The 25,677-nt window shown below is 70.0% G+C and carries 25 protein-coding genes and 1 riboswitch; of the genes, 14 read left to right on the top strand and 11 right to left on the bottom strand.

Annotated features, from left to right (window positions below; genetic code table 11):
- The first annotated feature begins 17 nt into the window (after positions 1-17).
- Positions 18-422 (top strand): cyclophilin-like fold protein, encoded by a 405-nt coding sequence (locus tag NI25_RS19575; protein ID WP_061443680.1) that lies wholly within the window; start codon positions 18-20, stop codon positions 420-422.
- A 14-nt stretch (positions 423-436) separates the two neighbouring features.
- On the opposite strand, the gene hisC is transcribed toward NI25_RS19575, so the two are convergent.
- A complete protein-coding gene (gene hisC / locus NI25_RS19570) occupies positions 437-1,516 on the bottom strand; it encodes a histidinol-phosphate transaminase (RefSeq protein WP_061443679.1) in 1,080 nt (359 codons plus the stop codon).
- Positions 1,517-1,938: 422 nt separating this feature from the next.
- On the opposite strand from hisC, the gene NI25_RS19565 reads away from it, so the two are divergent.
- The 3 genes from NI25_RS19565 to NI25_RS19555 all read left to right on the top strand — a co-directional run bounded on the left by NI25_RS19565 (position 1,939) and on the right by NI25_RS19555 (position 5,583).
- Positions 1,939-3,051, top strand: a complete 1,113-nt coding sequence (locus NI25_RS19565) for a LacI family DNA-binding transcriptional regulator (RefSeq protein ID WP_003975000.1) — start codon at positions 1,939-1,941, stop codon at positions 3,049-3,051.
- Positions 3,052-3,421: 370 nt separating this feature from the next.
- Positions 3,422-4,528 carry a Ser/Thr/Tyr protein phosphatase SppA gene (sppA, locus tag NI25_RS19560; RefSeq protein WP_107071772.1) on the top strand — a complete coding sequence of 369 codons (1,107 nt, stop codon included), beginning with the start codon at positions 3,422-3,424 and terminating at the stop codon, positions 4,526-4,528.
- A 182-nt stretch (positions 4,529-4,710) separates the two neighbouring features.
- Positions 4,711-5,583: a hypothetical protein gene (locus tag NI25_RS19555; protein ID WP_061443677.1), complete on the top strand. Its 873-nt coding sequence runs from the start codon at positions 4,711-4,713 to the stop codon at positions 5,581-5,583.
- A 24-nt stretch (positions 5,584-5,607) separates the two neighbouring features.
- On the opposite strand, the gene NI25_RS19550 is transcribed toward NI25_RS19555, so the two are convergent.
- Positions 5,608-7,092 (bottom strand): VWA domain-containing protein, encoded by a 1,485-nt coding sequence (locus NI25_RS19550; protein WP_061443676.1) that lies wholly within the window; start codon positions 7,090-7,092, stop codon positions 5,608-5,610.
- Positions 7,093-7,171: 79 nt separating this feature from the next.
- On the bottom strand, positions 7,172-8,998 hold the full coding sequence (gene thiC, locus NI25_RS19545) for a phosphomethylpyrimidine synthase ThiC (RefSeq protein ID WP_061443675.1): 1,827 nt from the start codon (positions 8,996-8,998) through the stop codon (positions 7,172-7,174).
- A riboswitch (TPP riboswitch) is annotated at positions 8,991-9,180 on the bottom strand. It overlaps the preceding gene by 8 nt.
- Positions 9,181-9,251: 71 nt before the next feature.
- Between thiC and NI25_RS19540 the strand changes: the two genes are divergently transcribed.
- Positions 9,252-10,742, top strand: a complete 1,491-nt coding sequence (locus NI25_RS19540) for a YibE/F family protein (protein WP_061443674.1) — start codon at positions 9,252-9,254, stop codon at positions 10,740-10,742.
- A gap of 48 nt (positions 10,743-10,790) precedes the next feature.
- Here NI25_RS19540 and NI25_RS19535 read toward each other — a convergent pair whose 3' ends face one another.
- From NI25_RS19535 to NI25_RS19520, 4 genes are all read right to left on the bottom strand, one after another.
- Positions 10,791-11,228 (bottom strand): SsgA family sporulation/cell division regulator, encoded by a 438-nt coding sequence (locus NI25_RS19535; RefSeq protein ID WP_007388906.1) that lies wholly within the window; start codon positions 11,226-11,228, stop codon positions 10,791-10,793.
- A 100-nt stretch (positions 11,229-11,328) separates the two neighbouring features.
- The gene (locus NI25_RS19530; RefSeq protein WP_061443673.1) at positions 11,329-12,054 is read right to left on the bottom strand and encodes an IclR family transcriptional regulator; all 726 of its coding nucleotides are present in this window, start codon (positions 12,052-12,054) and stop codon (positions 11,329-11,331) included.
- A 321-nt stretch (positions 12,055-12,375) separates the two neighbouring features.
- On the bottom strand, positions 12,376-12,588 hold the full coding sequence (locus NI25_RS19525; protein ID WP_061443672.1) for a DUF5326 family protein: 213 nt from the start codon (positions 12,586-12,588) through the stop codon (positions 12,376-12,378).
- 151 nt (positions 12,589-12,739) lie between these two features.
- A complete protein-coding gene (locus NI25_RS19520; protein WP_003975009.1) occupies positions 12,740-13,057 on the bottom strand; it encodes a cupin domain-containing protein in 318 nt (105 codons plus the stop codon).
- A 60-nt stretch (positions 13,058-13,117) separates the two neighbouring features.
- Here NI25_RS19520 and NI25_RS19515 point away from each other — a divergent pair, with 60 nt between their 5' ends.
- The 6 genes from NI25_RS19515 to NI25_RS19490 all read left to right on the top strand — a co-directional run bounded on the left by NI25_RS19515 (position 13,118) and on the right by NI25_RS19490 (position 17,817).
- Positions 13,118-13,495 carry a phage holin family protein gene (locus NI25_RS19515; RefSeq protein ID WP_030403100.1) on the top strand — a complete coding sequence of 126 codons (378 nt, stop codon included), beginning with the start codon at positions 13,118-13,120 and terminating at the stop codon, positions 13,493-13,495.
- 5 nt (positions 13,496-13,500) lie between these two features.
- Positions 13,501-13,995, top strand: coding sequence for a low molecular weight protein-tyrosine-phosphatase (locus NI25_RS19510; RefSeq protein ID WP_061443671.1), 495 nt, complete (start codon positions 13,501-13,503; stop codon positions 13,993-13,995).
- Complete coding sequence (locus tag NI25_RS19505; protein ID WP_061443670.1) at positions 13,992-15,170, top strand: cystathionine gamma-lyase; 1,179 nt, start codon at positions 13,992-13,994, stop codon at positions 15,168-15,170. Before NI25_RS19510 ends, NI25_RS19505 begins: the two co-directional genes overlap by 4 nt.
- A 253-nt stretch (positions 15,171-15,423) precedes the next feature.
- Positions 15,424-16,320 carry a LysR family transcriptional regulator gene (locus tag NI25_RS19500; protein WP_061443669.1) on the top strand — a complete coding sequence of 299 codons (897 nt, stop codon included), beginning with the start codon at positions 15,424-15,426 and terminating at the stop codon, positions 16,318-16,320.
- A gap of 70 nt (positions 16,321-16,390) precedes the next feature.
- Positions 16,391-16,873 (top strand): NUDIX domain-containing protein, encoded by a 483-nt coding sequence (locus tag NI25_RS19495; protein WP_061443668.1) that lies wholly within the window; start codon positions 16,391-16,393, stop codon positions 16,871-16,873.
- A gap of 77 nt (positions 16,874-16,950) precedes the next feature.
- Positions 16,951-17,817: a GNAT family N-acetyltransferase gene (locus tag NI25_RS19490; RefSeq protein WP_061443667.1), complete on the top strand. Its 867-nt coding sequence runs from the start codon at positions 16,951-16,953 to the stop codon at positions 17,815-17,817.
- 94 nt (positions 17,818-17,911) lie between these two features.
- Here NI25_RS19490 and NI25_RS19485 read toward each other — a convergent pair whose 3' ends face one another.
- Positions 17,912-18,331 carry a GlcG/HbpS family heme-binding protein gene (locus NI25_RS19485; RefSeq protein WP_061443666.1) on the bottom strand — a complete coding sequence of 140 codons (420 nt, stop codon included), beginning with the start codon at positions 18,329-18,331 and terminating at the stop codon, positions 17,912-17,914.
- Positions 18,332-18,437: 106 nt separating this feature from the next.
- The gene (locus NI25_RS19480; protein WP_061443665.1) at positions 18,438-19,646 is read right to left on the bottom strand and encodes an MFS transporter; all 1,209 of its coding nucleotides are present in this window, start codon (positions 19,644-19,646) and stop codon (positions 18,438-18,440) included.
- A 141-nt stretch (positions 19,647-19,787) separates the two neighbouring features.
- On the opposite strand from NI25_RS19480, the gene NI25_RS19475 reads away from it, so the two are divergent.
- On the top strand, positions 19,788-20,252 hold the full coding sequence (locus NI25_RS19475; protein ID WP_061443664.1) for a MarR family winged helix-turn-helix transcriptional regulator: 465 nt from the start codon (positions 19,788-19,790) through the stop codon (positions 20,250-20,252).
- A 21-nt stretch (positions 20,253-20,273) separates the two neighbouring features.
- A complete protein-coding gene (locus NI25_RS19470) occupies positions 20,274-20,726 on the top strand; it encodes a GNAT family N-acetyltransferase (RefSeq protein ID WP_061443663.1) in 453 nt (150 codons plus the stop codon).
- Positions 20,727-20,795: 69 nt separating this feature from the next.
- Here the strand turns inward: NI25_RS19470 and NI25_RS19465 are convergent, their stop codons facing one another.
- Together NI25_RS19465 and dnaB are read right to left on the bottom strand one after the other, a co-directional pair.
- Positions 20,796-22,181, bottom strand: coding sequence for a serine hydrolase domain-containing protein (locus tag NI25_RS19465; protein ID WP_061443662.1), 1,386 nt, complete (start codon positions 22,179-22,181; stop codon positions 20,796-20,798).
- Positions 22,182-22,283: 102 nt separating this feature from the next.
- Positions 22,284-23,762, bottom strand: coding sequence for a replicative DNA helicase (gene dnaB / locus NI25_RS19460; RefSeq protein WP_061443661.1), 1,479 nt, complete (start codon positions 23,760-23,762; stop codon positions 22,284-22,286).
- 459 nt (positions 23,763-24,221) lie between these two features.
- Between dnaB and NI25_RS19455 the strand changes: the two genes are divergently transcribed.
- Positions 24,222-25,559, top strand: a complete 1,338-nt coding sequence (locus tag NI25_RS19455; RefSeq protein WP_061446992.1) for an MATE family efflux transporter — start codon at positions 24,222-24,224, stop codon at positions 25,557-25,559.
- Positions 25,560-25,677 lie beyond the last annotated feature (118 nt).

The following is a 25,677-nucleotide window of genomic DNA, read 5'->3' as shown; positions in this document are numbered from 1 at the left end:
CTTGTTGAATCCGCGGCATGGACACCACGGACACCCAGGAGCAGTACGCACGGATACGCATCTCATGGCCGGCGGGTCACCTCACCGCGACCCTCGAGGACACCCCCACCACACAGGCGCTTCTCAAAGCCGTGCCACTCAGCGCCTCCGCCCACACCTGGGGCGAGGAGGTGTACTTCGACACAGGTGTGTCGGTTTCACGTGAAACGGACGCCCGGCAGGTCGTCGAGCCGGGAACCGTCACCTTCTGGACCGACGGCGACGCGCTGGCTCTCCCGTACGGGCCCACGCCGATCTCGCGAGGCGACGAGTGCCGCCTCGCGAGCCCGTGCAACGTCCTCGGCCGCCTCGACGGCGACCCCCGCCTGCTGGCGACGGTGCGCGACGGCGACCCGGTACGCGTGGAGACGGTGGACGTCTGACGCCCACCGCCCCGTCAGATCTCCTTGCGGAACGCTTCCGACACCTTCAGGAAGATGTCGTTCGCCTCGCTCTCCCCGACCGTCACCCGCACACCTTCGCCCGGGAACGGCCGTACGACCACGCCGGCCCGCTCGCACGCCTCGGCGAAGGCGAGCGTGCGCTCCCCCAGCCGCAGCCAGACGAAGTTGGCCTGGGTTTCCGGCACCGTCCAGCCCTGCGCGCGCAGCGCGTCGACCACGCGCGTGCGCTCGCACACCAGCGAGCCGACCCGGCCGATCAGCTCGTCCTCCGCGCGCAGCGAGGCGATCGCCGCCTCCTGCGCGATCTGGCTGACCCCGAAAGGCACCGCCGTCTTGCGCAGGGCCGCCGCCACCGGCTCGTGGGCGATCGCGAACCCGACCCGCAGGCCGGCCAGGCCGTAGGCCTTGGAGAAGGTGCGCAGGACGCAGACATTCGGCCGGTCGCGGTAGAACTCCACGCCGTCCGGGACCTCGGCGTCGCGGATGAACTCGCGGTAGGCCTCGTCCAGGACCACCAGCACATCGCTCGGCACCCGGTCCAGGAACCGCTCCAGCTCGGCCCGCCGCACCACCGTGCCCGTCGGGTTGTTGGGATTGCAGACGAAGATCAACCGGGTCCGGTCGGTGATCGCGTCCGCCATCGCGTCGAGGTCGTGCACCTCGCCCGGCGTCAGCGGCACCTGCACGGACGTCGCACCGCTGATCTGCGTGATGATCGGGTACGCCTCGAAGGAGCGCCAGGCGTAGATCACCTCGTCGCCGGGGCCGGAGGTCGCCTGGATCAGCTGCTGGGCCACACCGACCGAGCCGGTGCCGGTGGCCAGGTGGGAGAGGGGGACGCCGAAGCGGTCCGACAGCTCGGCCATCAGCGACGTGCAGGCCATGTCGGGGTACCGGTTGAACGAGGCGGCGGCCGCCGTCACCGTCTCCATCACTCCGGGCAGCGGCGGATAGGGGTTCTCGTTGGAGGACAGCTTGTAGGCCACCGGGCCGTCGGCCGCGGCGGGCTTGCCCGGCTTGTAGGTGGGAATCCCCTCCAGCTCGGCGCGCAGCTTGGGGTTCTTCTCGCTCACCGCAGTCCTCCTCGTGACCACCACCGGCATCGAATACTTCTCACCTTATGAGGATTCGCCGTCGCTGCGTATAGGTGGGACCGGACGGCGTCCGGGCGTGAACATGCCTCGTCCGTCACAGTGGCATCAGGGACACCAGCACACGAAGGCGCACGATTCGGGGGGCGCGCCGCACATATATCTACGCGCCGGTGGCTCGCGCCGTGGCGCGCATCGCTCGTGCAGGTGAGTTGAGACCTCTTCGCAACATCCGCCACCCCGCAGGCCCTCACTGGCCAGCACGTCAGGTAATGGGGTGGTAGAGCCCAACTAACTTGCTTTCCAAGGGCGTTCACCTTAAACGATCATGCAGAAACGTGACTGTCAACGCGTGCATATGCGTCCGCACTACCCCACCCCATGAGCCCTACTATCGGCTCGCCATGACAGCAGCAGGGAAGCACCAGGTGAGTCGCGCGGAAACCTCACGTCGAGGCAGCCGGCCGGGCCGGGCGGGTATCAGGGACGTGGCCGCCGCCGCCGGAGTGTCCATCACTACCGTCTCCGATGCCCTCAACGGCAAGGGCCGACTCCCGGATGCCACCCGGCGCCATGTGCGCGAGGTCGCCGACCGGCTGGGCTACCGGCCCTCGGCCGCCGCCCGCACGCTCCGCACCGGCAAGTCCGGGCTGATCGGCCTGACCGTGACGACGTACGGGGATGAACCTTTCACCTTCACCGAGTTCGCGTACTTCGCCGAGATGGCGCGCGCCGCGACGTCCGCCGCGCTCGCCCGCGGCTACGCCCTCGTCATCCTCCCGGCGACCTCCCGTCACGACGTGTGGTCCAACGTCGCACTCGACGGCACGGTCGTCATCGACCCCTCGGACCACGATCCGGTCGTCAGCGAACTGGTCCGGCAGGGCTTACCCGTCGTGTCCGACGGCCGTCCCGCGGGATCGCTGCCGGTGACCGCCTGGGTCGACAACGACCACGAGGCGGCCGTACTAGGCATCCTGGACCACCTCGCCGACGCCGGCGCCCGCAGGATCGGCCTGCTCACGGGCACCACGACGGACACGTACACGCATCTGTCGACCACCGCCTACCTGCGCTGGTGCGAGCGCGTCGGCCAGGACCCGGTCTACGAGGCCTACCCAGCGCACGATCCGTGCGCGGGCGCGGTCGCCGCTGACCGGCTGCTCGCCCGCCCGGACCGGCCCGACGCCGTCTACGGCCTCTTCGACCCGAACGGCACCGACCTGCTCGCCGCCGCCCGCCGCTACGGTCTGCGCGTCCCGGAGGACCTGCTGCTGGTCTGCTGCAGCGAGTCCACCGTGTACGCCAGCACCGAGCCGCCCATCACCACCCTGTCGCTGAAACCCCGCCGCATCGGCACCGCGGTCATCCAGGTCCTCATCGACGCGATCGAGGGGCTGCACTCCGATCAGCCCGTCGAGCAGGTGATACCGACCGAACTGATCGTGCGCACGTCGTCGCAGCGGCGGCCACCGCGTACGACGGTCAGCCCGCCGCGGTCGCCGGAGGGCGAGTAGGACGGCCGGACGCGCGGCACGCGGGCCCCGGGAAGCGGCGGCGTGGCGCGCGGCGACGCCGTCCCGGTCGGAATCGGCACGCGCTGCCGGTGGGGGCGGACGACGCCGCCGAGGGACCCGGAAAAGCGGCGGCGCGGGACGGCGAAACGGGGCGGCGAACGCCACACCCGCCCCGTCAGGAACAGGACCGGGCCCTGGTTGCGGACGGGCGAAGCCAGGCCCAATCGGGGCGAATGCCGCGGTGAACCGGAGTCCCGTCCTGATTCACCACCCCTGGGTCATCACACAGCGCGATCCGCATTCCTATGATGGGCCCACACACCGCGGGCCGCTGCGACCAGGCAGTCCGAAGCGGTGCAGATGCGGCGCGATGGTGGAGGGGTCGATGACTCAGGGGGCCGGTCAGGGACCCGAGGTGGAGCGGACGGCGACGGTGCGCGACTTCCGGGTACCCGCGTACGTCCACGATGCCGCTCCGTACGCTGCCCCCGGCATGCACACGGGCGAGTCGGCGCCGCCTTCCGAGGAGGGGCTCGAGGAGGCCCTGCCCGAGGGCTACACGCCCACTCAGCGCGACCTGCCCGTCATCCGCCGGGGTGACACGGTCCAGGTCACGGTCGACCCCGCACCGGTCGCGGTGCAGCAGCAGGCCACGGGCCAAGGGCCCTTGTTCGTCGTCGGCGACGTGCACGGCTACCTCGACGAACTGCTGGCCGCGCTGCGGGAGAAGGGACTCGTCGACGACGCCGGCCAGTGGTGCGCGGGCACCTCCCGGCTGTGGTTCCTCGGCGACTTCACCGACCGCGGCCCGGACGGCATCGGCGTCATCGACCTGGTGATGCGGCTGTCCGCGGAGGCCGCCGCGGCCGGCGGCTACTGCAAGGCGCTGATGGGCAACCACGAACTGCTGTTGCTCGGCGCCAAGCGGTTCGGCGACACGCCCGTCAACTCCGGGGCGGGCACCGCCACCTTCCAGGCCGCCTGGCTGCTGAACGGCGGCCAGAAGACCGACATGGACCGCCTCCAGGACCACCATCTGCAGTGGATGGCCCGCCTCGACGCCATGGAGGAGGTCGACGACCACCTCCTGGTCCACTCGGACGCCACGACCTACCTCGACTACGGCCGCTCCATCGAAGAGGTCAACGACACCGTCCGCGAGACGCTCACGCGCAACGACGCGGAGGAGGTGTGGGACCTGTTCCGCAAGTTCACCAAGCGCTTCTCCTTCCGCGACGAGGGCGGCGCCGACGCCGTGCGTTCACTGCTGGATACGTACGGGGGCACCCGGATCGTTCACGGCCACAGCCCCATCCCCTACCTGCTGGGCGAAGTCGGCTCCGAGGACGGCGAGGATGACACCCGTACCGTCGTCGAGGGACCGCACGTCTACGCGGACGGCCTGGCCATCGCGATGGACGGCGGCGTCACCATGGCCGGAAAACTGCTGGTCCAGCAACTTCCCCTGGACGTCTGACCGTTCACCCCGCGGTGTTCTCGGGGGCGCCCTCCCCGCGGACGGGCACCCAATTTCCGGAAACCCCCTGTCACCCTCCACCGTCACCGCTCTACCATCGGCTTATCCGTAGCAGGCTCCCCTCCGTTTCTGCCCGACGGCTCGTTGGCATGCGAGCCCCAAGCCCTACGGAGCATCGGGGGATGCACATGAACAGCGTTCCGCAGTACCTGTCGACCGAGGACCGCCAAGAGTACGAGCGGATCCTCGACGAGGCGCTGCGCTCCGCACCACACCGCCCGGAACTGACCGCCGTCGGTCAGCGGCTCAACTCCGAACAACTGCGCACCATGGCGCTCAACGCCACCGCCCTCATCACGGCGGCGGCCACCACCGAGTACCAGCACTACGTGAAGGTCCGCGAGGAGATGCGGCACCCCGCGCCCTCGGGCCCGTCGTCCACCACGCGCGGATCCGGCTCCCAGGAGCAGGACACGGGTGCGGGAGGTCTCGCCGCCACCATGGGCGAGATGGCCGAGGCGACCGGCGCGGGGGCCGTGGCCGTCGTCGCGGTCCTGGCGCCGGTCCTGGCCGGTACCGCCGCGGCGATCTTCCTGCTGGTCGGCTACATCCTGAAGATGCTCGACCCGGAGCAGGCGTTCGCGCAGACCATGCTCACCACGGGGTGGGTGTTCGGCGCCGTCACCGCGGTGGCGATCCTCGTCGCCGCGGTGGGGCTGCTGCTCACGGCGCTGCGCAACCACCCGTCCGCCGAGTCCGGCTTCTACGACGCCAGGGACGAGGAGGTGGCCCGGGCCCGGGCCGCCTGGCACGAGGCCCTGCTGGAACGGGGCATCCTGCCGTTCCTGCGGGAGGCACTCAGCGAACCCGGCACGGCGGCACTGCAACACGGGGGACCGGCGGCCCCGGGCAGCAGCCGCATGCCGCACCTCGGCTACGGCCGCCCCGGGTTCACCAGCCCCGACGGCGGATCCGACGCCGGTTCGCGTCCGAGCTACTCGAGCCCGGACTACAGCAGCCCGGACTTCGGGGGCCCGGAACACCGGCCCGAATAGCCACCGGCACGGGCGGGCAGCGACTCAGAGGATGCCCGCCCGGCCGGCGGCAGTGATCCAGGACGGGAACTCGGACAGCAGACGGTCGTACAGCTCCGGGTCCGGTACGGTGCCGATGTCGTCGACGGCGAAGAAGCCGACGTTGTCGACGCGACGGCCCGGCAGGGTGTCGAACCGCTCCAGCACGCCGTAGTTGGAGCGTCCGAGCCCCACGAACTGCCAGAAGACCGGTTCCTCCACGGCCTCCCGCAACTCCCGCTCGATCTCGGCGTTGCGGTAGACGCCTCCGTCGGAGAAGAACAGCACCAGGGTCGGCACCGGCGCCGGGTGGTCCCGGACGAAGGCGCGGACCTCGGCGATCACCTTCTGCTCCTCGTTCTGGATGCCGACCGCCCGCATGTCGACCTGCTCGGGGTGAAGGCCCTTCTTCCGGCCCCACCGGAAGAGGCTGATCTCCCCCACGCGTACGTGCAGCCGCAGCCAGTCCGGCAGCTCACCGAGCCGCAGGTCGGGCAGGCGCGCCGGGTTGGAGGCGAAGGTCCACGCCTGCATCTCGCCGTCGTCGTCCAACTGCGCGGCCACGGCGGCCATCCGCTCCACGACGTCCGCGACGACGCCCTTCGAGTAGAGGAAGGACATGGACCCGGAGGCGTCCAGTACGAGGATGACGCGCGCCGTGACTCCGGCCGCTCCGTGCTTGCTCAGACTCACCGCGACCTGCTCCTTGCGCAGGGACAGCCGCTTGCGCATGTCCACGGGCAGGCGTTCCTCACCCTTGGTGAGACGGGGGCCGGTGGCGGCCGGCGCCGCACCCGGCGGCACCGGTGGTACGGAGGGGACCGACGGCGGTACGGGAGCCGTGGGCGCCGGGGAAGGCGGTGCCGTCGGCGCGGGGGCGGCAGGTACCGGGGGTGCCGGTGCCGACGGTGGGCGGGGAGCCGCGGTGGGAGCGGCCGTCGGGGGAGCGTCGTCCACGGTGATGCCGAAGTCCGTGGCCAGCCCCGCGAGTCCGGCGGCGTATCCCTGTCCGACCGCGCGGAACTTCCACTTCCCCTGGCGCCGGTACAGCTCACCACCGACCAGCGCGGTCTCCGGCCCGGCCGTGATGTCGAACCGGGCCAGTTCGGTGCCCCTCCCGGTGTCCAGCACCCGCAGCGACAGCCCGGGGACCCGGCCGAACGTCCCGCCGTCCGCCGAGGCGCACAGGACGATGCGCTCGACGGCCGTCTCCACCGCCCGCAGTTCCACCTCGACGGCATCGCTCATCACGCCCGCGTCCGCGCCGGGCCCGCCCCGCTTGCCCAGGTGCCGCACCGCGCCGGAACTGTGCCCGGGCTGGTTGTAGAAGACGAAGTCACCGTCGTCCCGCACCCGCCCGGCCGAGGTGAGCAGCAGCGCGGAGGCGTCGATTTCGGGGACGCCCGGCCCGGCGGACCACACGAGTTCGACGCGTACCGCGGGGGAGTCGACGGCGACGTTGGCACCCTTGCTCAGTGAGGTGGCTGTCATGCGTCCAGTCTGCCGAGCGGTGCCCCTCGGCGGGGAGAGGGCCGACCCTGCGGTCTGGCCCCTCCCCGCGCCCGGGCACTCAGTCCGCGATCGGCAGGTACACGCGGTTTCCCGCCGCCGCGAACTCCTTCGACTTCTGAGCCATGCCCTCCTCGATCTCGCCCCTGCTGCTCCCGTGCTCCCGGCGAATGTCCTGCGAGATCTTCATGGAGCAGAACTTGGGCCCGCACATGGAGCAGAAGTGGGCCGTCTTGGCGGGCTCGGCCGGCAGGGTCTCGTCGTGGAACTCCCGGGCCGTGTCCGGGTCGAGGGCCAGGTTGAACTGGTCCTCCCACCGGAACTCGAACCGGGCGTCCGACAGCGCGTCGTCCCACTCCTGTGCACCCGGGTGCCCCTTGGCGAGGTCGGCGGCATGAGCGGCGATCTTGTAGGTGATGACGCCGGTCTTGACGTCGTCACGGTTGGGCAGGCCCAGGTGCTCCTTGGGCGTGACGTAGCAGAGCATGGCCGTGCCCCACCAGGCGATCATCGCGGCACCGATGCCGGAGGTGATGTGGTCGTACGCAGGCGCGACGTCCGTCGTCAGCGGGCCGAGCGTATAGAACGGAGCTTCCTCGCAGATCTCCTGCTGAAGGTCGATGTTCTCCTTGATCTTGTGCATCGGGACATGTCCCGGGCCCTCGATCATGGTCTGTACGTTGCAACGCTTGGCGATCCGGTTGAGTTCCCCGAGGGTGCGCAACTCGGCGAACTGCGCCTCGTCGTTGGCGTCCGCGATCGAGCCCGGGCGCAGTCCGTCGCCCAGGGAGTAGGTGACGTCGTAGGCGGCGAGGATCTCGCAGAGCTCCTCGAAGTTCTCGTACAGGAACGACTCCTTGTGGTGCGCCAGGCACCACGCCGCCATGATCGAGCCGCCGCGCGAGACGATCCCGGTCTTGCGGTTCGCGGTCAGCGGTACGTATGGCAGCCGCACGCCCGCGTGGACCGTCATGTAGTCCACACCCTGCTCGGCCTGTTCGATCACGGTGTCCTTGTAGATCTCCCAGGTCAGCTCCTCGGCCCGGCCGTCTACCTTCTCCAGGGCCTGGTAGAGCGGCACGGTGCCGATGGGAACGGGGGAGTTGCGCAGGACCCACTCGCGTGTGGTGTGGATGTTCCGGCCGGTGGACAGGTCCATGACCGTGTCGGCGCCCCACCGGGTCGCCCAGGTCATCTTGTCCACCTCCTCCTCGATGGAGGACGTCACCGCCGAGTTGCCGATGTTGGCGTTGACCTTCACCAGGAACCGCTTGCCGATGATCATCGGTTCGATCTCGGGGTGGTTCACGTTGGCGGGCAGAACGGCGCGTCCCGCCGCGATCTCCTCGCGGACCACTTCCGGCGAGACGTTCTCCCGGACGGCCACGTACTCCATCTCCGGGGTGATCTCGCCCCGTCGCGCGTACGCGAGCTGCGTGACCGCGGTGCCGTTCCGGCCCCGGCGCGGCTGGCGCGGGCGGCCGGGGAACACGGCGTCGAGGTTGCGCAGGCCGCCGCGCGGCGAGGTGTGCTTGATTCCGTCGTCCTCGGGTCGGACGGGACGGCCCGCGTACTCCTCGGTGTCGCCGCGGGCGATGATCCAGTTCTCCCGCAGCGGAGCGAGGCCCCTGCGGACGTCGGTGTCGACGAGTGGATCGGTGTACGGGCCGGAGGTGTCGTACAGCGTGACCGACTGCCCGTTGGTGAGGTGCACCTGACGGACCGGCACCCGCAGATCGGGGCGTGAGCCCTCGACGTACGCCTTGTGCCAGCCGATGGACTTCCCGGCCTCCGTGGTCTCCCCGGCGTCCTCCTGGCCGGAGTTCTGGGTGGGGTTGTGCGCGGAGTTCTGCGCGGAGGCAGGCGTGCGTGCGTCCTTGATGGTCATGAGACCTACTCCCTACGCCGGCATTACCCGGTAACAGGTTCGGCGGTCGACGCAGCGGCTTCCGTCCGACGGTGCTTCGTGGGATACATCACTCGACTTCGGTGACGTTTCCCGTGAAACATCGCTGGGACGGAGGTCAGCGCCCTCTCAGCCCGGTGCTCCGAGCTCCCGCGTGTACAAAGGTGCCTCCACGCTAGCGCCCCTTCGGGCGCGGTGACCAGAGGGCCCCCCTCGTTCTTGCGATGATCGGGCGGTGACCACACCGCAGCATCCCCCCTTTCCACCGCGTCGGCCCCGCCGCGGACCGAACGCCGAAGAGGGCGACGGCCGTGCGACCGGACATGCCCCTGCCGCCGCTCATGGTGCGCCCGAGGGCAGACCCGAGGCCGGGCACGGGCACGGGCACGGAGCGGAGGGCGGCGGACAGGGTGCGGGTGGCGGGCACGGGCACTCGCACACACACAGCCATGGCCCCGCGGCGCCCGTCTCCCGGCATCTGCGCAAGGTCATCGCCGCCGTCCTGATCCCCTTCGCCGCGGCCGTGGTGGTCGGCCTCGCGGTGCTGTGGCCGGGCGGTGCGCCTTCTCATGAGCGCACGGGTGTCGGCTTCGACCGGCAGACACAGGAGGCCACCGTCACCAAGGTGGTCGCGCTCAGTTGCCAGTCGGTCAACGCCTCGGGCGCCACCCCGACCGGTGACACGTCCACGGCCGAGGGATCCTCCGCGGTGCAGCAGGCGAAGGGCGAGTGCAAGCGGGCGACCATCCGCGTCGACACCGGCGACGACAAGGGCCGTACGTTCAACGAGATCGTGCAGCCGGACCAGTCACGGCAGTTGCACGAGGGGCAGAAGGTGGTGGTCGCCTACGAGCCCTCGGCGCCCGAGGATTTGCAGTACTCGGTGACCGACATCAACCGCCGGCTCCCCCTGGCCCTGCTCGCCGGCATCTTCGCCCTCGCCGTCGTGGTCGTCGGGCGGCTGCGCGGTCTCATGGCGCTGGTCTCGCTGGCCATCAGCTTCCTGCTGCTGAACTTCTTCATCCTTCCCGCGATCCTGCAGGGCTCCAACCCCCTGGTCGTCGCGGTGATCGGGTCCAGCGCCATCATGCTGATCGCGTTGTATCTGTGCCACGGGCTGTCGGCCCGCACTTCGGTGGCGGTGCTCGGCACCTTGATCTCGTTGTTGCTGATCGGTGTGCTCGGGTCGCTGTTCATCGGCTGGGCCGCGCTCACCGGCAACACGGACGACAACACCGGCCTCATCCACGGTCTGTACCCGTCCATCGACATGAGCGGCCTGCTGCTGGCCGGGGTCATCATCGGTTCGCTGGGTGTCCTCGACGATGTGACGGTCACCCAGACCTCCGCGGTCTGGGAACTGCACGAGGCCAACCCGACGATGGGCTGGCGCGGCCTGTACCGCGCGGGCATCCGCATCGGCCGCGACCACATCGCCTCGGTCGTGAACACGCTGGTCCTCGCCTACGCGGGCGCCGCACTCCCCCTGCTGCTGCTGTTCTCGATCGCGCAGAGCGGGGTGGGGACGGTCGCCAACAGCGAGCTGGTCGCGGAGGAGATCGTGCGTACGCTGGTCGGCTCGATCGGGCTGGTCGCCTCCGTGCCGGTCACCACGGCCCTCGCGGCCCTGGTGGTGTCGGCGGACCGGCCGGCCCCGGCCGAGGGAGCGGCAGCCGGTACGAGGACGCCCGCACGCGGCGGGCGGGGCCGTCGCCGTAAGCGCTGACGCGCCCGGCGAAGCGTTACGCCACCGCCGCGCGTCTGCCGTAACGGTTCAGCCCGCGCTCTGTTCCTCCGCCAGGATGCGGTCCAGGGCTTCGTCGAGGTGGCTGTCGAAGTCGGCGAGCGCGCCCTCCTGGCCGAGAGGCACGAGCTTGTCGGTGCGGTCGAGGAAGGCCACGAGGGGCGCGGCCGAGGAGCGGAACAGTGCCTGGTCACTGCCGACCTGAAGGCGGATCAGCACCTCGGCCAAGGGCTCCGGATCGACCGGTGCGATGCGCACGTCGCCGTCGCCGCACGGCCGGCCCACTCCGTCGACGAGCAACTCCCGGCCGAAGGCCCAGGTCACCGGCGCGTCTCCGGGCAGATGGAAGGTCAGTCGCACGGCGTAGGGATCACGTGTCTCGTACCGCAGCTCCACCGGGATGCGGAACGACAGCTCCTCGGACACGAGAAAGCTCATCATGACCTCTGCCTGTACGGACTCGCCCATTCGCCTACCCCGTCATTCGCCGTCGACTGTCCGGGAATCAAACCTCTAACACTGGTGGCATCTTGCTCAACGTACACACCAGATCACAAGGAGTGAGTTTTCAGATACTGATAGAGAGCGCCAGTGAACCCAGACGCCGCCCCACCTCGGTCTGCAAACGCTGAGCCGCGGGCAGCAATCGGTCCGCCTGGTGGAGGGGGAGCGAGATGGCCATCGTCGCTGCCGTGGTGCCGACGGTGATCGGAATGGCCGCGCAGACCGTGCCGAGCGCGTATTCCTGGCGCTCGATCACCGGCGTCATCCGGCGCGTGCGCTCCAGCCGTTTCAACAGGCTGTGGCCGTCACGCAGCGTGTAGGGCGTGATCGGCCGCACCGGGTAGCGGTCCAGGTGGTCACGGCGGGCGTCCTCGTCCAACTGGGACAGCAGGCACTGCCCGATGGCGTGCGCGTGCCCCGTCTCCCGGAAGTCCGCCCACTCCTCGACCGCCGGGTTGCCCGGGGTGTCGGAGACGCACATGACCTCGATCTCGCCGTCCCGGTACATGGCGTAGTACACCGGCACGCCGATCGCGTCGCGCCAGCGGGCCATGGTGTCGACCACCGTGCTGCGACGTTTCTGCTCGGCCCCGCTGCTGCTCAGCCGCTCGGCGGCCTCGCCGAGGAAGAACAGTCCCTTCTCCCGGCGCAGATAGCCCTCGTGCACCAGCGTGCGCAGCAGGTGGTACGCCGTGGGCAGTGCCAGGCCCGTCTCGCGGGCCAGTTGTTTGGCCGGGGCGCCGTACTCGTGCTCGGCGACGCACTCGAGCAGGCGCATCGCCCGCTGCACGGAGCCGATCAGGGTCGCTGAGGGCGGCGGGTCGGCGGAAGAGGACGTGGGAGAGGTCCGAGGCGTCGAGCAGGGCTGCACGGGAAGGGCGTGCGGGTGAGCGAATGCGGTGTCAGCCGTGGCCAAGGGTCACTCCCGGAACGCGAGGAGGCAGCCCGTGCGGAGAACACGGGTGGGGGTGTACGCCGTGCACGGGGTCGCCCCCGCGTGGAGTTCCGGACTCTAACCGTCGGTCACCGCTCACCGAGGGCCCGTCCGGGAAACTTCCCCCGCCCGAGGGAACCGGTGGTTCCTGTTACCGCCACCGGTGTCCCACCTCTCTCACCAGTCGCTGCGCGACGACGAGCTCGACATGAACTTGCGTACGACGTAGATCAGTCCGCCGACGAGCGCGACGAAGACCAGCAGCTTGAACAGCAGCCCGATCACGAACCCGACCACGCTGGCGATCAGTCCGCCGAACACGACCAGGGCGATGACCGGCACCGCGATCCACTTCACCCACCACGGCAGTCCCGTGAAGATCCCTCGCATCGCCCTTGCCCTCACCTTTCGGGAACCCCGGCCAGTCCGGGGAATCCTCTGACGTTCTGCACTCGATGCTAGAGCCGCGAGGACCACGGCAGGGGCTCCGCACCCCTTGTCTCCCCCTGACCGATCCCCTAGGGAATCCCGGGGACCGGTCTCAGCTCTCCGGCGGAGAGAACACCACCAGGACCCGCAGGTCCTCGCTGATGTGGTGGAACTTGTGGGCGACCCCGGCCGGCACGTAGACCACGCTGCCGCGCGCGACCTGGGTGGTCTCCATGCCCACGGTGATCGCGGCCCGCCCGCTCACCACGAAGTACACCTCGTCCTGTGCGTGCGGTTTCTGCGGGTCGGTCGTGCCCGCGTCGAGGGCGTACAGGCCGACCGACATGTTCCGCTCGCGCAGGAACTGCAGGTAGGCACCGTCGTTGGCGGCGCGCTCCGCCTCCAGTTCGTCCAGCCGGAATGCCTTCATCGCCTCGTCCGTCCCCTGCCTCACCGTTCGTTTCCGATCGCGTCTGCCACGATCAGACACATGAAGAATTTCCTAGTCAAGACGATCGCCAACGCGGGCGCCCTGGCGGTCGCCGTGTGGCTGCTCGACAAGATCACCCTGACCGGCGGCAGCACTGGGGAGAAAGCTGCCACCCTGATCGTGGTCGCCCTGGTGTTCGGCCTGGTCAACATGGTCGTGAAGCCGATCGTGCAGGTGCTGACCTTCCCCCTGTTCATCCTGACCCTCGGCCTGTTCACGCTGGTGGTCAATGCGTTGATGCTGTTGCTCACGTCGTGGGTGGCCGACAAACTCGACCTGAGCTTCCACGTCGACGGGTTCTGGACCGCCGTCCTGGGCGGTCTGATCATCTCGATCGTCTCCTGGGCCCTCAACGCGTTCCTGCCCGACGGGGACTGATCCGGGTGACCTACCGCGTCTGTTTCGTGTGCACGGGCAACATCTGCCGCTCTCCGATGGCCGAGGCCGTCTTCCACGCGCGCGTGGCGGACGCCGGCCTCGACGACCTGGTCGAGGCCGACAGCGCCGGCACCGGCGGCTGGCACGAGGGCGAGGGCGCCGACCCGCGCACCGTGGCCGTCCTGGCGGAGAACGGCTACGACCTCGATCACACGGCCCGCCAGTTCCAGCAGTCCTGGTTCTCCCGTCTCGACCTGGTCGTCGCCCTCGACGCGGGGCATCTGCGGGCCCTGCGGCGCCTCGCCCCCACCGAGCGGGACGCGGCCAAGGTGCGCCTGCTGCGCTCGTACGACCCGGCCGCCGACGGCGATGACCTGGACGTCCCGGACCCCTACTACGGGGGCCAGGACGGTTTCGAGGAATGCCTTGAGATGGTGGAGGCGGCGAGCACCGGGTTGCTCGCCGCCGTACGCGAGCAAGTGGAAGGACGGGCGGCATGAGCGACTCCGTTACGAACGACGGGGCGGGCAGGGGCGCGGGGAGCGCCGCTTCCGGCCCCGGTGACGGCACACGCGCGGTGCGGGCCGGGCTGCCCGAACCCGTCAAGCACGAGCCGACCCTGCCCGGTCCGGTGTTCGCCGCCCACTTCCACCTGCCGGGCGACCCGACCGGGCCGTACACCTACGGCCGTGACGAGAACCCGACCTGGACCCGTCTCGAGAGTGCCATCGGCGAGCTGGAGGCGCCCGGACAGGCCGACGTGGAGACACTCGTCTTCGCCTCGGGCATGGCCGCGATCTCCTCGGTGCTCTTCTCGCAGCTGCGAGCCGGTGACACGGCCGTCCTGCCCGACGACGGCTACCAGGCGCTGCCGCTGGCCCGTGCACAGCTGGAGGCGTACGGGATCGAGGTGCGCACCGCGCCGACCGGCCGGGACGCCCAGCTCGACGTCCTGGACGGGGCGAAACTGCTGTGGATCGAGACGCCGTCGAACCCGGGGCTCGACGTGTGCGACGTACGGCGGCTCGTGGAGGCGGCGCACGCGCGCGGCGCCCTGGTCGCCGTCGACAACACCCTCGCCACTCCGCTGGGGCAGCGCCCGCTGGAGCTCGGCGCCGACTTCTCAGTGGCGAGCGGCACCAAGCAGCTCACCGGCCACGGCGACGTCCTCCTGGGCTACGTGGCCGGCCGCGACGCCGGGGCGATGGCCGCCGTGAAACGCTGGCGCAAGATCGTCGGTGCGATCCCCGGGCCCATGGAGGCCTGGCTCGCACATCGCTCGATCGCCACCCTCCAGCTGCGGGTGGACCGGCAGGACGCCACCGCGCTCAAGGTGGCCGAGGCGCTCCGGGCGCGGCCCGAGATCACCGGTCTGCGCTACCCCGGCCTGCCCGACGACCCGTCCCACAAGGTCGCCTCGCAGCAGATGCTGCGCTACGGCTGCGTCGTCTCCTTCACGCTGCCCTCACGCGCGCGTGCCGATCGTTTCCTCGACGCGCTGCGCCTCGTCGAGGGTGCGACGAGCTTCGGCGGGGTGCGCTCCACCGCGGAGCGACGCGGACGCTGGGGCGGCGATGCGGTACCGGAGGGCTTCATCCGGCTCTCCGTCGGCGCGGAGGACCCCGACGACCTGGTGGCCGATCTGCTGCGCGCACTGGACGAGACGGCGGCCTGACTCCGCAGCACTGCTCCGTGCCCGCACGCTCCGCCCTGCCGGGTGCGACGGACGGTCCGAGCCTCCCCCCTCGTGGCTCGGACCATCCTCCGGTTCCTCCGCGCATCTCCGGTTCAACGCGCGAAGAACCGCGCGACCCAGGCTAGTTGACTGAGTGTCAGTGTCCAATCACAGGGGCGACAGCGACCTATCGACATATTTATAGTTGGGTGCGGGCGGGGGCTGGAGAAGAACAGAAGAGGGACGGGTTTCCGTGGATCTGGCCTTGCTCCGTACCTTCGTCACCGTGCACCGTGCCGGTTCGTTCACCCGCGCGGCTGCGCTGCTCGGCCTCTCGCAGCCCGCCGTCACCTCGCAGATCCGTACGCTGGAGCGTCAGCTCGGCCGTCCACTGTTCCTTCGGCAGGCCCGCGGAGTGACTCCGACGACCATCGGCGACGAACTCGCCCACAAGGCCGCCCCGCATCTCGACGCCCTGGTGGAGATCGCCGAGACCGGGCCGGGGGACGACTCGGCCCTGCGAACCCTGCATCTGGCCGGACCACCCGAGTTCACCGCGGAACGGGCGCTGCCGGCCCTGACAGGAGACGACGGGCAGGCGTTCGCCCTGCGCGCCTCCTTCGGGAACGCCGAGCAGATCTTGGAGGGCCTGGCCGCCGGGCACCACGATCTGGCCATCGGCACGGCCCGTCCCCGCGGCGCGCTGCTCACGGCGACTCCTCTCTGCGACGAGGTGCACATTCTGGTCGCCGCACCCGACTGGGCGAAGCGTGCCGGTGTCGAAAAGCTCCACGACACCGACGCGTCCGCCCTTGAACACCTCCCCGTGGTCGAGGTGCACGAGTCGCTGCCCTTCGTCGCCCGCTACTGGGGCTCCGTGTTCGACGCCCGTCCGGCCGCTCCGGCCACCGTCGTCGCTCCCGACCTGCGTGCGGTTCTCGCCTGCACGATCGCGGGCGCGGGACTCGCCGTGCTGCCCCGCTATCTGTGCGCCGAGGCGCTGGAGCGCGGGGACGTCGTCGCCCTGCACGATCCGCCGGTGCCGCCGTTGCGGACGTACTTCCTGGTGGCACGCACCGGCACGCTGGCGATGCCGCACATCGCCCGGGCCCACGAGGGGTTGCTGCGTGCGGCCACCGCCTGGAACTGAACCGGCGGACTCGGGAATCGGTCGTGCGGCGCGATGTTTCACGTGGAACCAGCCGGGCCACATTTCTCCCATGACCGTCCGACCCGTGGTCAAGCGCACCGCCCGCGCCGTTCTGCTGGACGGCGACCACCTGATCCTGATCAAGCGGACCAAGCCCGGCGTCGATCCCTATTGGGTCACTCCCGGCGGCGGGGTCGAGCCGGACGACACCACCGTCGTGGACGCCCTGCACCGTGAGGTGTACGAGGAGCTCGGCGCCAAGATCAGCGATGTGGTGCCCTGCTTCGTGGACACCGTGGAGCACATCGGCGAGGACGGTGGCGCGACCGGAGTGAAGGTGCAGCACTTCTTCGTCTGCCGCCTGGAATCCATGGACCCGTCCCTGCGGCACGGCCCCGAGGTCGACGAGCCCGCCGGTGAGTACGAGATCGTCAGAGTGCCGTTCACCCGGGTGGGGATCGCCTCGGTCCACCTCGTACCGCTGTCGCTGCGGCACTACCTGGACGGCAACATCGAGGGTGTGCGTGCCATGCACGCCCCCGACCTCGGCTGAGCGACGTGGCCGAAAGCCCGCGTGTTCCGCCGGAAAGAGGTGGACGCGGACGGCCACTCTCGGACAGCCTGACCTGCGTGCCGACTCCTTTCCTCGCCTCTGCACCGATCCGCCGTCTGACGCTCCGCGATCTCACCGCCTGCGCCGACCTGTCCGAGGACCGGGGGTGGCCGCGCGAGGAACACAAGTGGGGGTTCCTCCTCACGGCCGGACGGGGATACGGCATCGACGATCCCGATGGGGGCTTGGTCGCCGCCTGTACGGTCACCGAGTACGGTCCCGGGGAGCACCCCGCTCTCGCCGGTATCGGCATGGTGCTGGTCGCCGAGCGGCACGCCCGCCAGGGGGTGGGACGCCGGTTGATGCGCCACGTGGTCTCCGGACTGGGCACCGTTCCCGTGACCCTGCACGCGACACCGTACGGTCGGCCGCTCTACGAGGAGCTGGGTTTCAAGGTGACGGGCGGGGCGGAGATGGTGCGCGGCCGTTTCGTCCCGGGTGGGCCGGAACCGAAGGCCGTCACTCGCGCGGCCACCGCCGAGGACCTCACCACGATCCTCCGGCTCGACGAGGAAGTCTTCGGTGCCGACCGCACTCACATCGTCACGCGGCTGCCCGCCTTCGCCGACCAGTTGCGCATCGCCGAGGAGGACGGCCGGATCACCGGGTATGCCGCGGCCTGGCCGAACATGGACACCCATGTGGTGGGGCCGTTGATCGCCCGCGACACCGAGACGGCCAAGGCTCTGATCGGCTCGCTGGCCGCCCGCACCGACCGGCCGCTGCGCACGGACATCGACGTACGGCACGAGGAATTGCTGGCGTGGGTCAAGGAGCGCGGTCTGTCCACGGTCGTCCCCAACGCGGTCATGACCTACGGGATCACCGAGCTGCCCGGCGACTGGACCCGGCGGTTCGCGCCGCTGACGGTGGCGGCGGGCTGATCTCGGCGCCATGCCCCTGCGCCGCCAGGCCGATGCCGGTTCCCGGGCGGCCCGGGAACCGGTCGGACGGGCGGCTGCTCCAGAACCACTGCCGTCAGGCGAGGCTCCGCACGGCGGCCGAGGCGAAGCCGTGGTCCTGCTCGGGCGCGCCTCCGCCGACCCCGATCGCCCCGATCAGCCGGCCGTCTCGGTGCACGGGCACGCCTCCCGCGATGAACAGCAGCGGCCGGTCGAGTGCCGTGGGGAGCGTGTGGAAGGGGCCTCCGGGCTGCACGGCGTCGACGAGGTCGGCGGTCGGAGTGTTCAGCTGGAGTGCCGTGTAGGCCTTGCGCGTGCTGGTCTCTCCGGAGATCAGCACGGCGCGGTCGTCGCGCCGGAAGGCCAGCAGATGGCCCCCGGCGTCGAGGACCGTGACGCTGACGGTGATGCCGGACGCCTCGGCGGCGTGGCGGGCAGCGGTGACGAGCGCTTCGGCGTCCTGGATCGTCAGCGGGGCGACGGCGGTGGTGCTCATGGGTCGTTCTCCTTGGTTGTACTGAGTGGTGCGGTGCCCCGGTGGTCGACGAGGCGTCAGAGGCCCGGGAGGTGCGGAGGCGGCGTGGCCCCGGACCCCAGGTCGGTCAGTGGTGGACAGCGGCTCGCTGCTCGGTGGGCACGGAACCCGCGACGACGGGCCCGGGAGCACTGCCACGCCGCTCCAGGGCGGCCGAGAGGACGGCGAGGACCAGAGCGGCGGCGGCGAGCACGGCACCGACCCAGTTGGGAGCGGTGTATCCGAAGCCGGCCGCGATGACGACGCCGCCGAGCCACGCGGAGAGGGCGTTGCCGAGGTTGAAGGCGCCGATGTTCACCGCGGAGGCCAGCGTCGGAGCGCCGTGCGCATGGTCCAGGACGCGCTTCTGCAGCGGGGGGACGGTGGCGAAGCCCAGGGCGCCGATCAGGACGACGGTCACGGCGGACGCGATCTTGTCGTGCGCGGTGAGGGTGAAGAGGGCGAGCACGACGGACAGGGCGCCCAGGGAGATGTACAGCATGGGCATCAGGGCGCGATCGGCGAACCGGCCGCCGACCAGGTTGCCGCCGACCATGCCGAGGCCGAAGAGGACCAGCAGCCAGGTGACCGAGCCGTCGGCGAAGCCCGTGACATGGGTCATCATCGGCGCGATGTAGGTGATGGCCGCGAAGACCCCGCCGAAGCCGAGGACGGTCATGGCCATCGCGAGCAGGACCTGGGCGTTCTTGAACGCGGCCACTTCGTGGCGCAGCCGCACGCCTTCGGCCCTGGGCACGTCGGGGACCAGCTTGGCGACTCCGGCCAGACCGACGACCCCGAGCACGGCGACGACGGCGAACGTGACGCGCCAACCGGCGGTCTGCCCGATCAGCGTGCCCAGCGGGACACCTACGACATTGGCGACGGTCAGTCCGGTGAACATCATCGCGATGGCACCGGCCTTCTTGTGCGGAGCGACCAGGCCGGCCGCGACGACCGATCCGATGCCGAAGAAGGCGCCGTGCGCGAGCGAGGCGACCACGCGGCCGATCAGCATGACGGAGAAGACGGGGGCGAGGGCGGAGAGCAGATTGCCGACGATGAACAGGCCCATCAGCAGCATCAGCATCCGCTTGCGCGGAACCCTGGTGCCGAGCACGGTCATCAGCGGGGCGCCGAACATCACGCCGAGCGCGTATCCGGTCACCAGATATCCGGCGGTGGGGATGGAGACCCCGTAGTCGCTCGCGACCTCGGGCAGCAAGCCCATGATCACGAACTCGGTCGTTCCGATCCCGAAGGCCCCGATCGCGAGGGCCAGAAGCGCGAGAGGCATGGAGGGGGTACACCTTCCGAAACGGTTGCAAGAGCGCTTTACATTTGAAGACAATAGTTGCATGCGCGGGCTATATGCAACCGCAGGCAATTGCGGGCCTGGTCTACCCTGGTCTCAGCCGCTCCTGGACGGAGGAACCACATGACAGCGACGGATCCCGCGCTCACCGCCCTCTCCCAGGGCTGGTGCGCCCTCTCCCTGCTGCACGGGAGGATCGAGGCCCACATCGAGCGCGCTCTGCAAACCGGCCACGACCTGAGCGTCCGCGAGTATTCGCTGCTCGACGTGCTCAGCAGGCAGCACGACGGCGACGGAGGGCATCTGCAGATGAAACAGGTCGCCGACGCCGTAGTCCTCAGCCAGAGCGCGACCACCCGACTGGTCACCCGGCTCGAGGACCGGGGCCTGCTCGAGCGCTATCTGTGTCCCACCGACCGACGCGGCATCTACACCAACGTCACCGCGGCGGGCTTGCAACTGCTCAGCGAGGCGCGGCCCACCAATGACGCCGCCCTGCGCGAGGCCCTCGACGACGCGGCCACGAATCCCGACCTGGCCCCCCTGGTCCGGGCCGTGGAGACGCTGAAGGCGCCTGTGCCCGCGTAGATCCGGTTCTAGAGTGCTGCCATGGGAGACCTCGAAATACGCCCCACCACCGCACAGGACATTCCTGCGGTCGTGGCGATGCTCGCCGACGACCCGCTGGGCGCACAACGCGAATCACCGGACGACCTGGGCCCGTACATGGCCGCCTTCGAACGGCTCAGAAGCGATCCGAACCAGCATCTCGTGGTGGCCGTCCGCGAGGGGCGTGTCGTCGGCACGCTCCAGCTGACGATCGTCCCCGGCCTGTCCCGCCGCGGCGCCACCCGCTCGATCGTCGAAGGCGTCCGCATCCACGGCGACGAACGCGGCAGCGGGCTGGGCACCCAGCTCATCGAGTGGGCGATCGACGAGTCCCGGCGCCAGGGATGCCACCTGGTGCAGCTCACGTCCGACAAGACCCGTACCGACGCCCACCGCTTCTACGAGCGTCTCGGCTTCTCGCCTTCTCACACGGGGTTCAAGCTCCAGCTCTGAGACACGACTCGAGCTGCACACCCGGTGCCCGGCCCTGTTTCACGTGAAACAGGGCCGGGCGGACGGCCGTCAGCCGATCCCTCGCCACCCCTCCGGGTCCACACCGCCAGGCACCGCGGAGCCCTCTTCGTACGGCTGGCGCGTGAAGACGAAGGAGCCGACGTCCAGATGACTCACCGATCCGTCCGGATGCCTCACCGCTCGGAGCAACTCCCCTGCGTAGTAACCCTCCAACCCCGTCCAGCTGCCGTCACCGTTCATCCGGAAAAGTGAGCGTCGTCCCTGGCCCGACAGCGGCCCCAGGGAGACCCCTCCGTCGGGCGTCAGCCGCAGGACGAAGGCGTGGGTCCCCCAGTACCACTGCCCCGCCAGCTCCAGCACCGAGGAGTCGACGTCCCGCAACGGGCGCCACGGCTCAGGAATCCGGGGCTCCGCCTCGGCGACGATGCGCACGAGGTCGGCTCCGACGCCGGCGAGCAGCGGCCCGGACGTGCAGTTGGTGAGGACCACCGCGGCGACGTCGTCCTCCGCGTCGATGGTGAGGTTGGCCAGAAAGCCCGGCAGGGACCCGGAGTGGCCCACCAGCAACCGCCCGTCCCGGTGCTGGAGCTGCAGCCCCAGTCCGTACGCCGCACCGTCCACCACATCCGCCGCCTCGGCCGGCGCGGCGGGCGCCCGCATCTCGCGCACGGTCTCCGCGCCGAGCACCTTGTCGTCTCCTCGCATCAGGAAGACGGCGAACCGCGCCAGGTCCCCCGTGGTGGACCAGAGTTGCCCTGCCGGGGCCATCAGCCCGAGGTCCTCGAGCGGCTCGGCCAGCATCACATCGGCCCAGGGATGCACCGCCCAGCCACCGGCGTGCGGGGCACTGGGACGCACGGCCGTACGTTCCAGCCCCAGCGGGTCCAGCACCTCTCGCTGCAGCACCTCCTCCCACGGAGCACCGCGCAGCTTCTCGACCAGCGCGCCGAGCAGGGTGTATCCGGGGTTGGAGTAGTGGTGGCGGCGGCCCACGGGGTGCAGGAGCGGCTGTTCGCCCAGCACATCGGCCAGTTCGGGTCGCAGCGAGCCCGGCGTCCGTTCCCACCACGGTGCGGGCGACTCGGCGGCCAAGCCGCCCGAGTGCGCGAGCAGCTCGGCGATCGTGGCCTCCCCCGCCTTGGTACCCGGCAGATGCTTCTCCAGCGGATCCCCGAGATCGAGGACGCCCTCGTCGCGCAGCCGCAGGACGAGGACGGCGGTGAACGTCTTGGTGATCGAGCCGATCCGGTACTGCACGGTCTCGTCCGGCCCGTGCCCGTCGACCGAGGTCCGCGCCCCGTGCCACACGGTCTGTCCGCCCCGGGCCACCGCCGCGACGAGTGACGGCGTACGCCCTTCGGCCTGCGCCACGGCGATGCGGTGTGTCAGTGCCCGGCGGGTGGTGGGAAGCAGTTCTTGCTCAGGTGTCGTCATGTGCCCAGTCCACCGGCCGGCACCCCTCACGTCGAGCCGATTTCCCCGTGGCACGGTCCTCGGTTCGGTCGGGCAGGACGGTGGAGGCCCCCTGGCCGGACGTCAGGTCTGTGCCATGTCCACGAAGCGCGAATAGTGGCCCTGGAAGGCGACGGTGATCGTCGCCGTCGGACCGTTACGGTGCTTGGCCACGATCAGGTCGGCCTCGCCCGCGCGCGGCGACTCCTTCTCGTAGGCATCCTCACGGTGCAACAGGATGACCATGTCGGCGTCCTGCTCGATGGAGCCGGACTCACGCAGGTCGGAGACCATCGGCTTCTTGTCGGTTCGCTGCTCGGGACCACGGTTCAGCTGGGAGAGCGCGATGACCGGGATCTCCAGCTCCTTCGCCAGGAGCTTGAGGTTACGGGACATGTCCGAGACCTCCTGCTGCCGGCTCTCGGCGCGCTTGGACCCGCCGGACTGCATCAGCTGGAGGTAGTCGATGACGACCAGCTTGAGGTCGTTGCGCTGCTTGAGGCGACGGCACTTGGCGCGGATCTCCATCATCGACAGGTTCGGGGAGTCGTCGATGTAGAGCGGCGCGGCCGACACGTCGGGCATCCGGCGGGCCAGCCGGGTCCAGTCGTCGTCCGTCATCGTGCCCGACCGCATGTGGTGCAGCGCGACACGTGCCTCGGCGGACAGCAGACGCATGGCGATCTCGTTGCGGCCCATCTCGAGCGAGAAGATGACGCTCGGCAGGTTGTTCTTGATCGACGCGGCCCGGGCGAAGTCCAGCGCCAGCGTCGACTTGCCCATCGCGGGACGTGCGGCGATGACGATCATCTGCCCGGGGTGCAGGCCGTTGGTCAGCGAATCGAAGTCGGTGAATCCCGTCGGCACACCGGTCATCTCGCCGCTGCGCGATCCGATCGCCTCGATCTCGTCGAGCGCGCCTTCCATGATGTCGCCGAGCGGCAGGTAGTCCTCACTGGTGCGCTGCTCGGTGACGGCGTAGATCTCGGCCTGGGCGCGGTTGACGATCTCGTCGACGTCGTCGTCGGCCGCGTACCCCATCTGCGTGATCCGGGTGCCCGCCTCCACCAGGCGGCGCAGGACGGCCCGCTCGTGCACGATCTCCGCGTAGTACGCGGCGTTCGCGGCCGTCGGCACGGTCTGGACGAGGGTGTGCAGATACGAGGCGCCGCCGACCTTGTTGATCTCGCCGCGCTTGGTCAGTTCGGCGGCGATCGTGATCGGGTCGGCAGGCTCGCCCTTGGCGTAGACGTCGAGGATGGCCTGGTAGACCGTCTCGTGGGCCGGCTTGTAGAAGTCGTGTCCCTTGAGGATCTCGACGACGTCGGCGATGGCGTCCTTGGACAGGAGCATCCCGCCGAGAACGGACTGCTCGGCGTCCAGATCCTGCGGCGGCACCCGCTCGAACGACGGGGCGCCGCCGTCCCACGCACCGTTGTCCGATCCGCGCTCGTGCTGCTCGTCGCGGTTGCGGCCCCCCTCACCGCGGCGGCGGGAAGCGGGCAGACGATCGCTGGGGCCGCTGTCGGCCCACGGGTCGTCCAAGGGCTCGGAAATGCTCACCGAGCCACCTCCTCCCGTCCGCCGAGCGGACCTCGCCGTGCGTCTCATTTCTACGGCACGGCACTGACAAATAAGGCGCCCAACTCCGGTTCTGGCGCGTCGGTTTTGTGACGATTCACCAGCCGACGGACGGAGCGGGCGCCGGATAACCGTAGGCCTGCAGGCACCGTCAGCCAATCTGGTTATCCACAGGCCATGTGGACGACGGGCCAGATGCTGTGGAGAACTCCGCCAAACCTGTGCACGACCCGGTGGACAGCCCTGTGAACAAGCCCGCAGCCCGAGCCGGCAGGCGGCCCTGACCTGCATAATCACCGTCCACCGCCTGTGCAGAAGAAAAACTTGCCCAGTCGGACCAAGATCGCTTGAGCCCATGCCCAGAAGCACACGGGGCGAGAGCACTCGTAAGGGTCGTCATGGCTTTGCATCTCTTACCTGTGGACGATTAGATTAGTGCTCATGACACAGGCCTCCGCGCGTCCCCGGACCGACCGGCGCCGGCACGACCGAGAGATCGTCGCGCTGGCCGTCCCGGCCTTCGGCGCGCTCGTCGCCGAGCCCCTTTTCGTCATGGCCGACAGTGCCATCGTCGGCCATCTGGGAACCGCTCAGCTCGCCGGACTCGGCATCGCCTCGGCCCTGCTCACCACGGCCGTCAGCATCTTCGTCTTCCTCGCCTACGCCACCACGGCAGCCGTTTCCCGTCGCGTCGGCGCGGGCGATCTGCAAGCGGCGATCCGCCAGGGCATGGACGGCATCTGGCTGGCCCTGTTGCTCGGGGCCGCCGTCATAGCGGTCGTCCTGCCCACGGCCCCCGCCCTCGTGGAACTCTTCGGTGCATCCGAGACCGCGGGCCCCTATGCCACGACCTATCTGCGGATCTCCGCGCTGGGCATCCCCGCCATGCTCGTCGTACTGGCCTCGACCGGTGTGCTCAGGGGACTGCAGAACACCCGCACCCCGCTGTACGTGGCCGTGGCCGGCTTCATCGCCAACGCCGTCCTCAACGTCGTGCTCGTCTACGGCGCCGGCCTCGGCATCGCGGGTTCCGCCTGGGGCACCGTCATCGCCCAGGTCGGCATGGCCGCGGTCTATCTCTGGGTGGTCATTCGCGGGGCTCGACGGCACGGCGCCTCCCTGCGACCCGACCTGGCCGGCATCAGGGCATCCGCTCAGGCCGGGGTGCCACTGCTCGTGCGCACGCTCTCCCTGCGGGCGATTCTCATGATCGCAACGGCCGTGGCGGCCCGCCTCGGGGACGCGGACATCGCCGCGCATCAGATCATCCTGTCCCTGTGGAGTCTGCTCGCCTTCGCCCTCGACGCCATAGCCATCGCGGGGCAGGCCATCATCGGGCGGTATCTGGGCGCGGGTGACGCACAGGGCGCGCGCGACGCCTGCCGCAGGATGGTGGAGTGGGGCATCGCGGTCGGGGTCGTGCTGGGCCTGCTCGTAGTGCTGTCCCGCCCGGCGTTCCTGCCGCTGTTCACCGGCGACTCCGTGGTCAAGGACGCCGCGCTGCCCGCACTGGTGATCGTGGCTCTGGCACAGCCGGTCTGCGGAGTGGTCTACGTCCTGGACGGTGTCCTCATGGGTGCGGGCGACGGTCCCTACCTTGCCTGGGCCATGCTGCTGACCCTGGCGGTCTTCACCCCGGCGGCGCTCCTCGTCCCCCCGCTCGGCGGTGGGCTTACCGCCCTGTGGGCGGCCATGGCGCTGATGATGGCGATGCGTCTGCTGACACTGTGGCTGCGTACCCGATCGGGGCGCTGGATCGTCACCGGTGCGACGCGCTGACAGTTTCGCGCGAAACGGCGAAAGGCGACGTTCCACGTGAAACATGACTGCCGCCACGAACACGAAAGGAGCCGCATCCCCTCAGGAGATGCGGCCCCTCTCATCGCTTCGGCGAGAG

The sequence above is a fragment of the Streptomyces sp. CCM_MD2014 genome, assembly GCF_000772045.1.
GTDB lineage: Bacteria > Actinomycetota > Actinomycetes > Streptomycetales > Streptomycetaceae > Streptomyces > Streptomyces salinarius.
The sequence above is the reverse complement of the archived record's forward strand: the minus strand, read 5'-3'. Positions and strand labels throughout refer to the sequence as shown.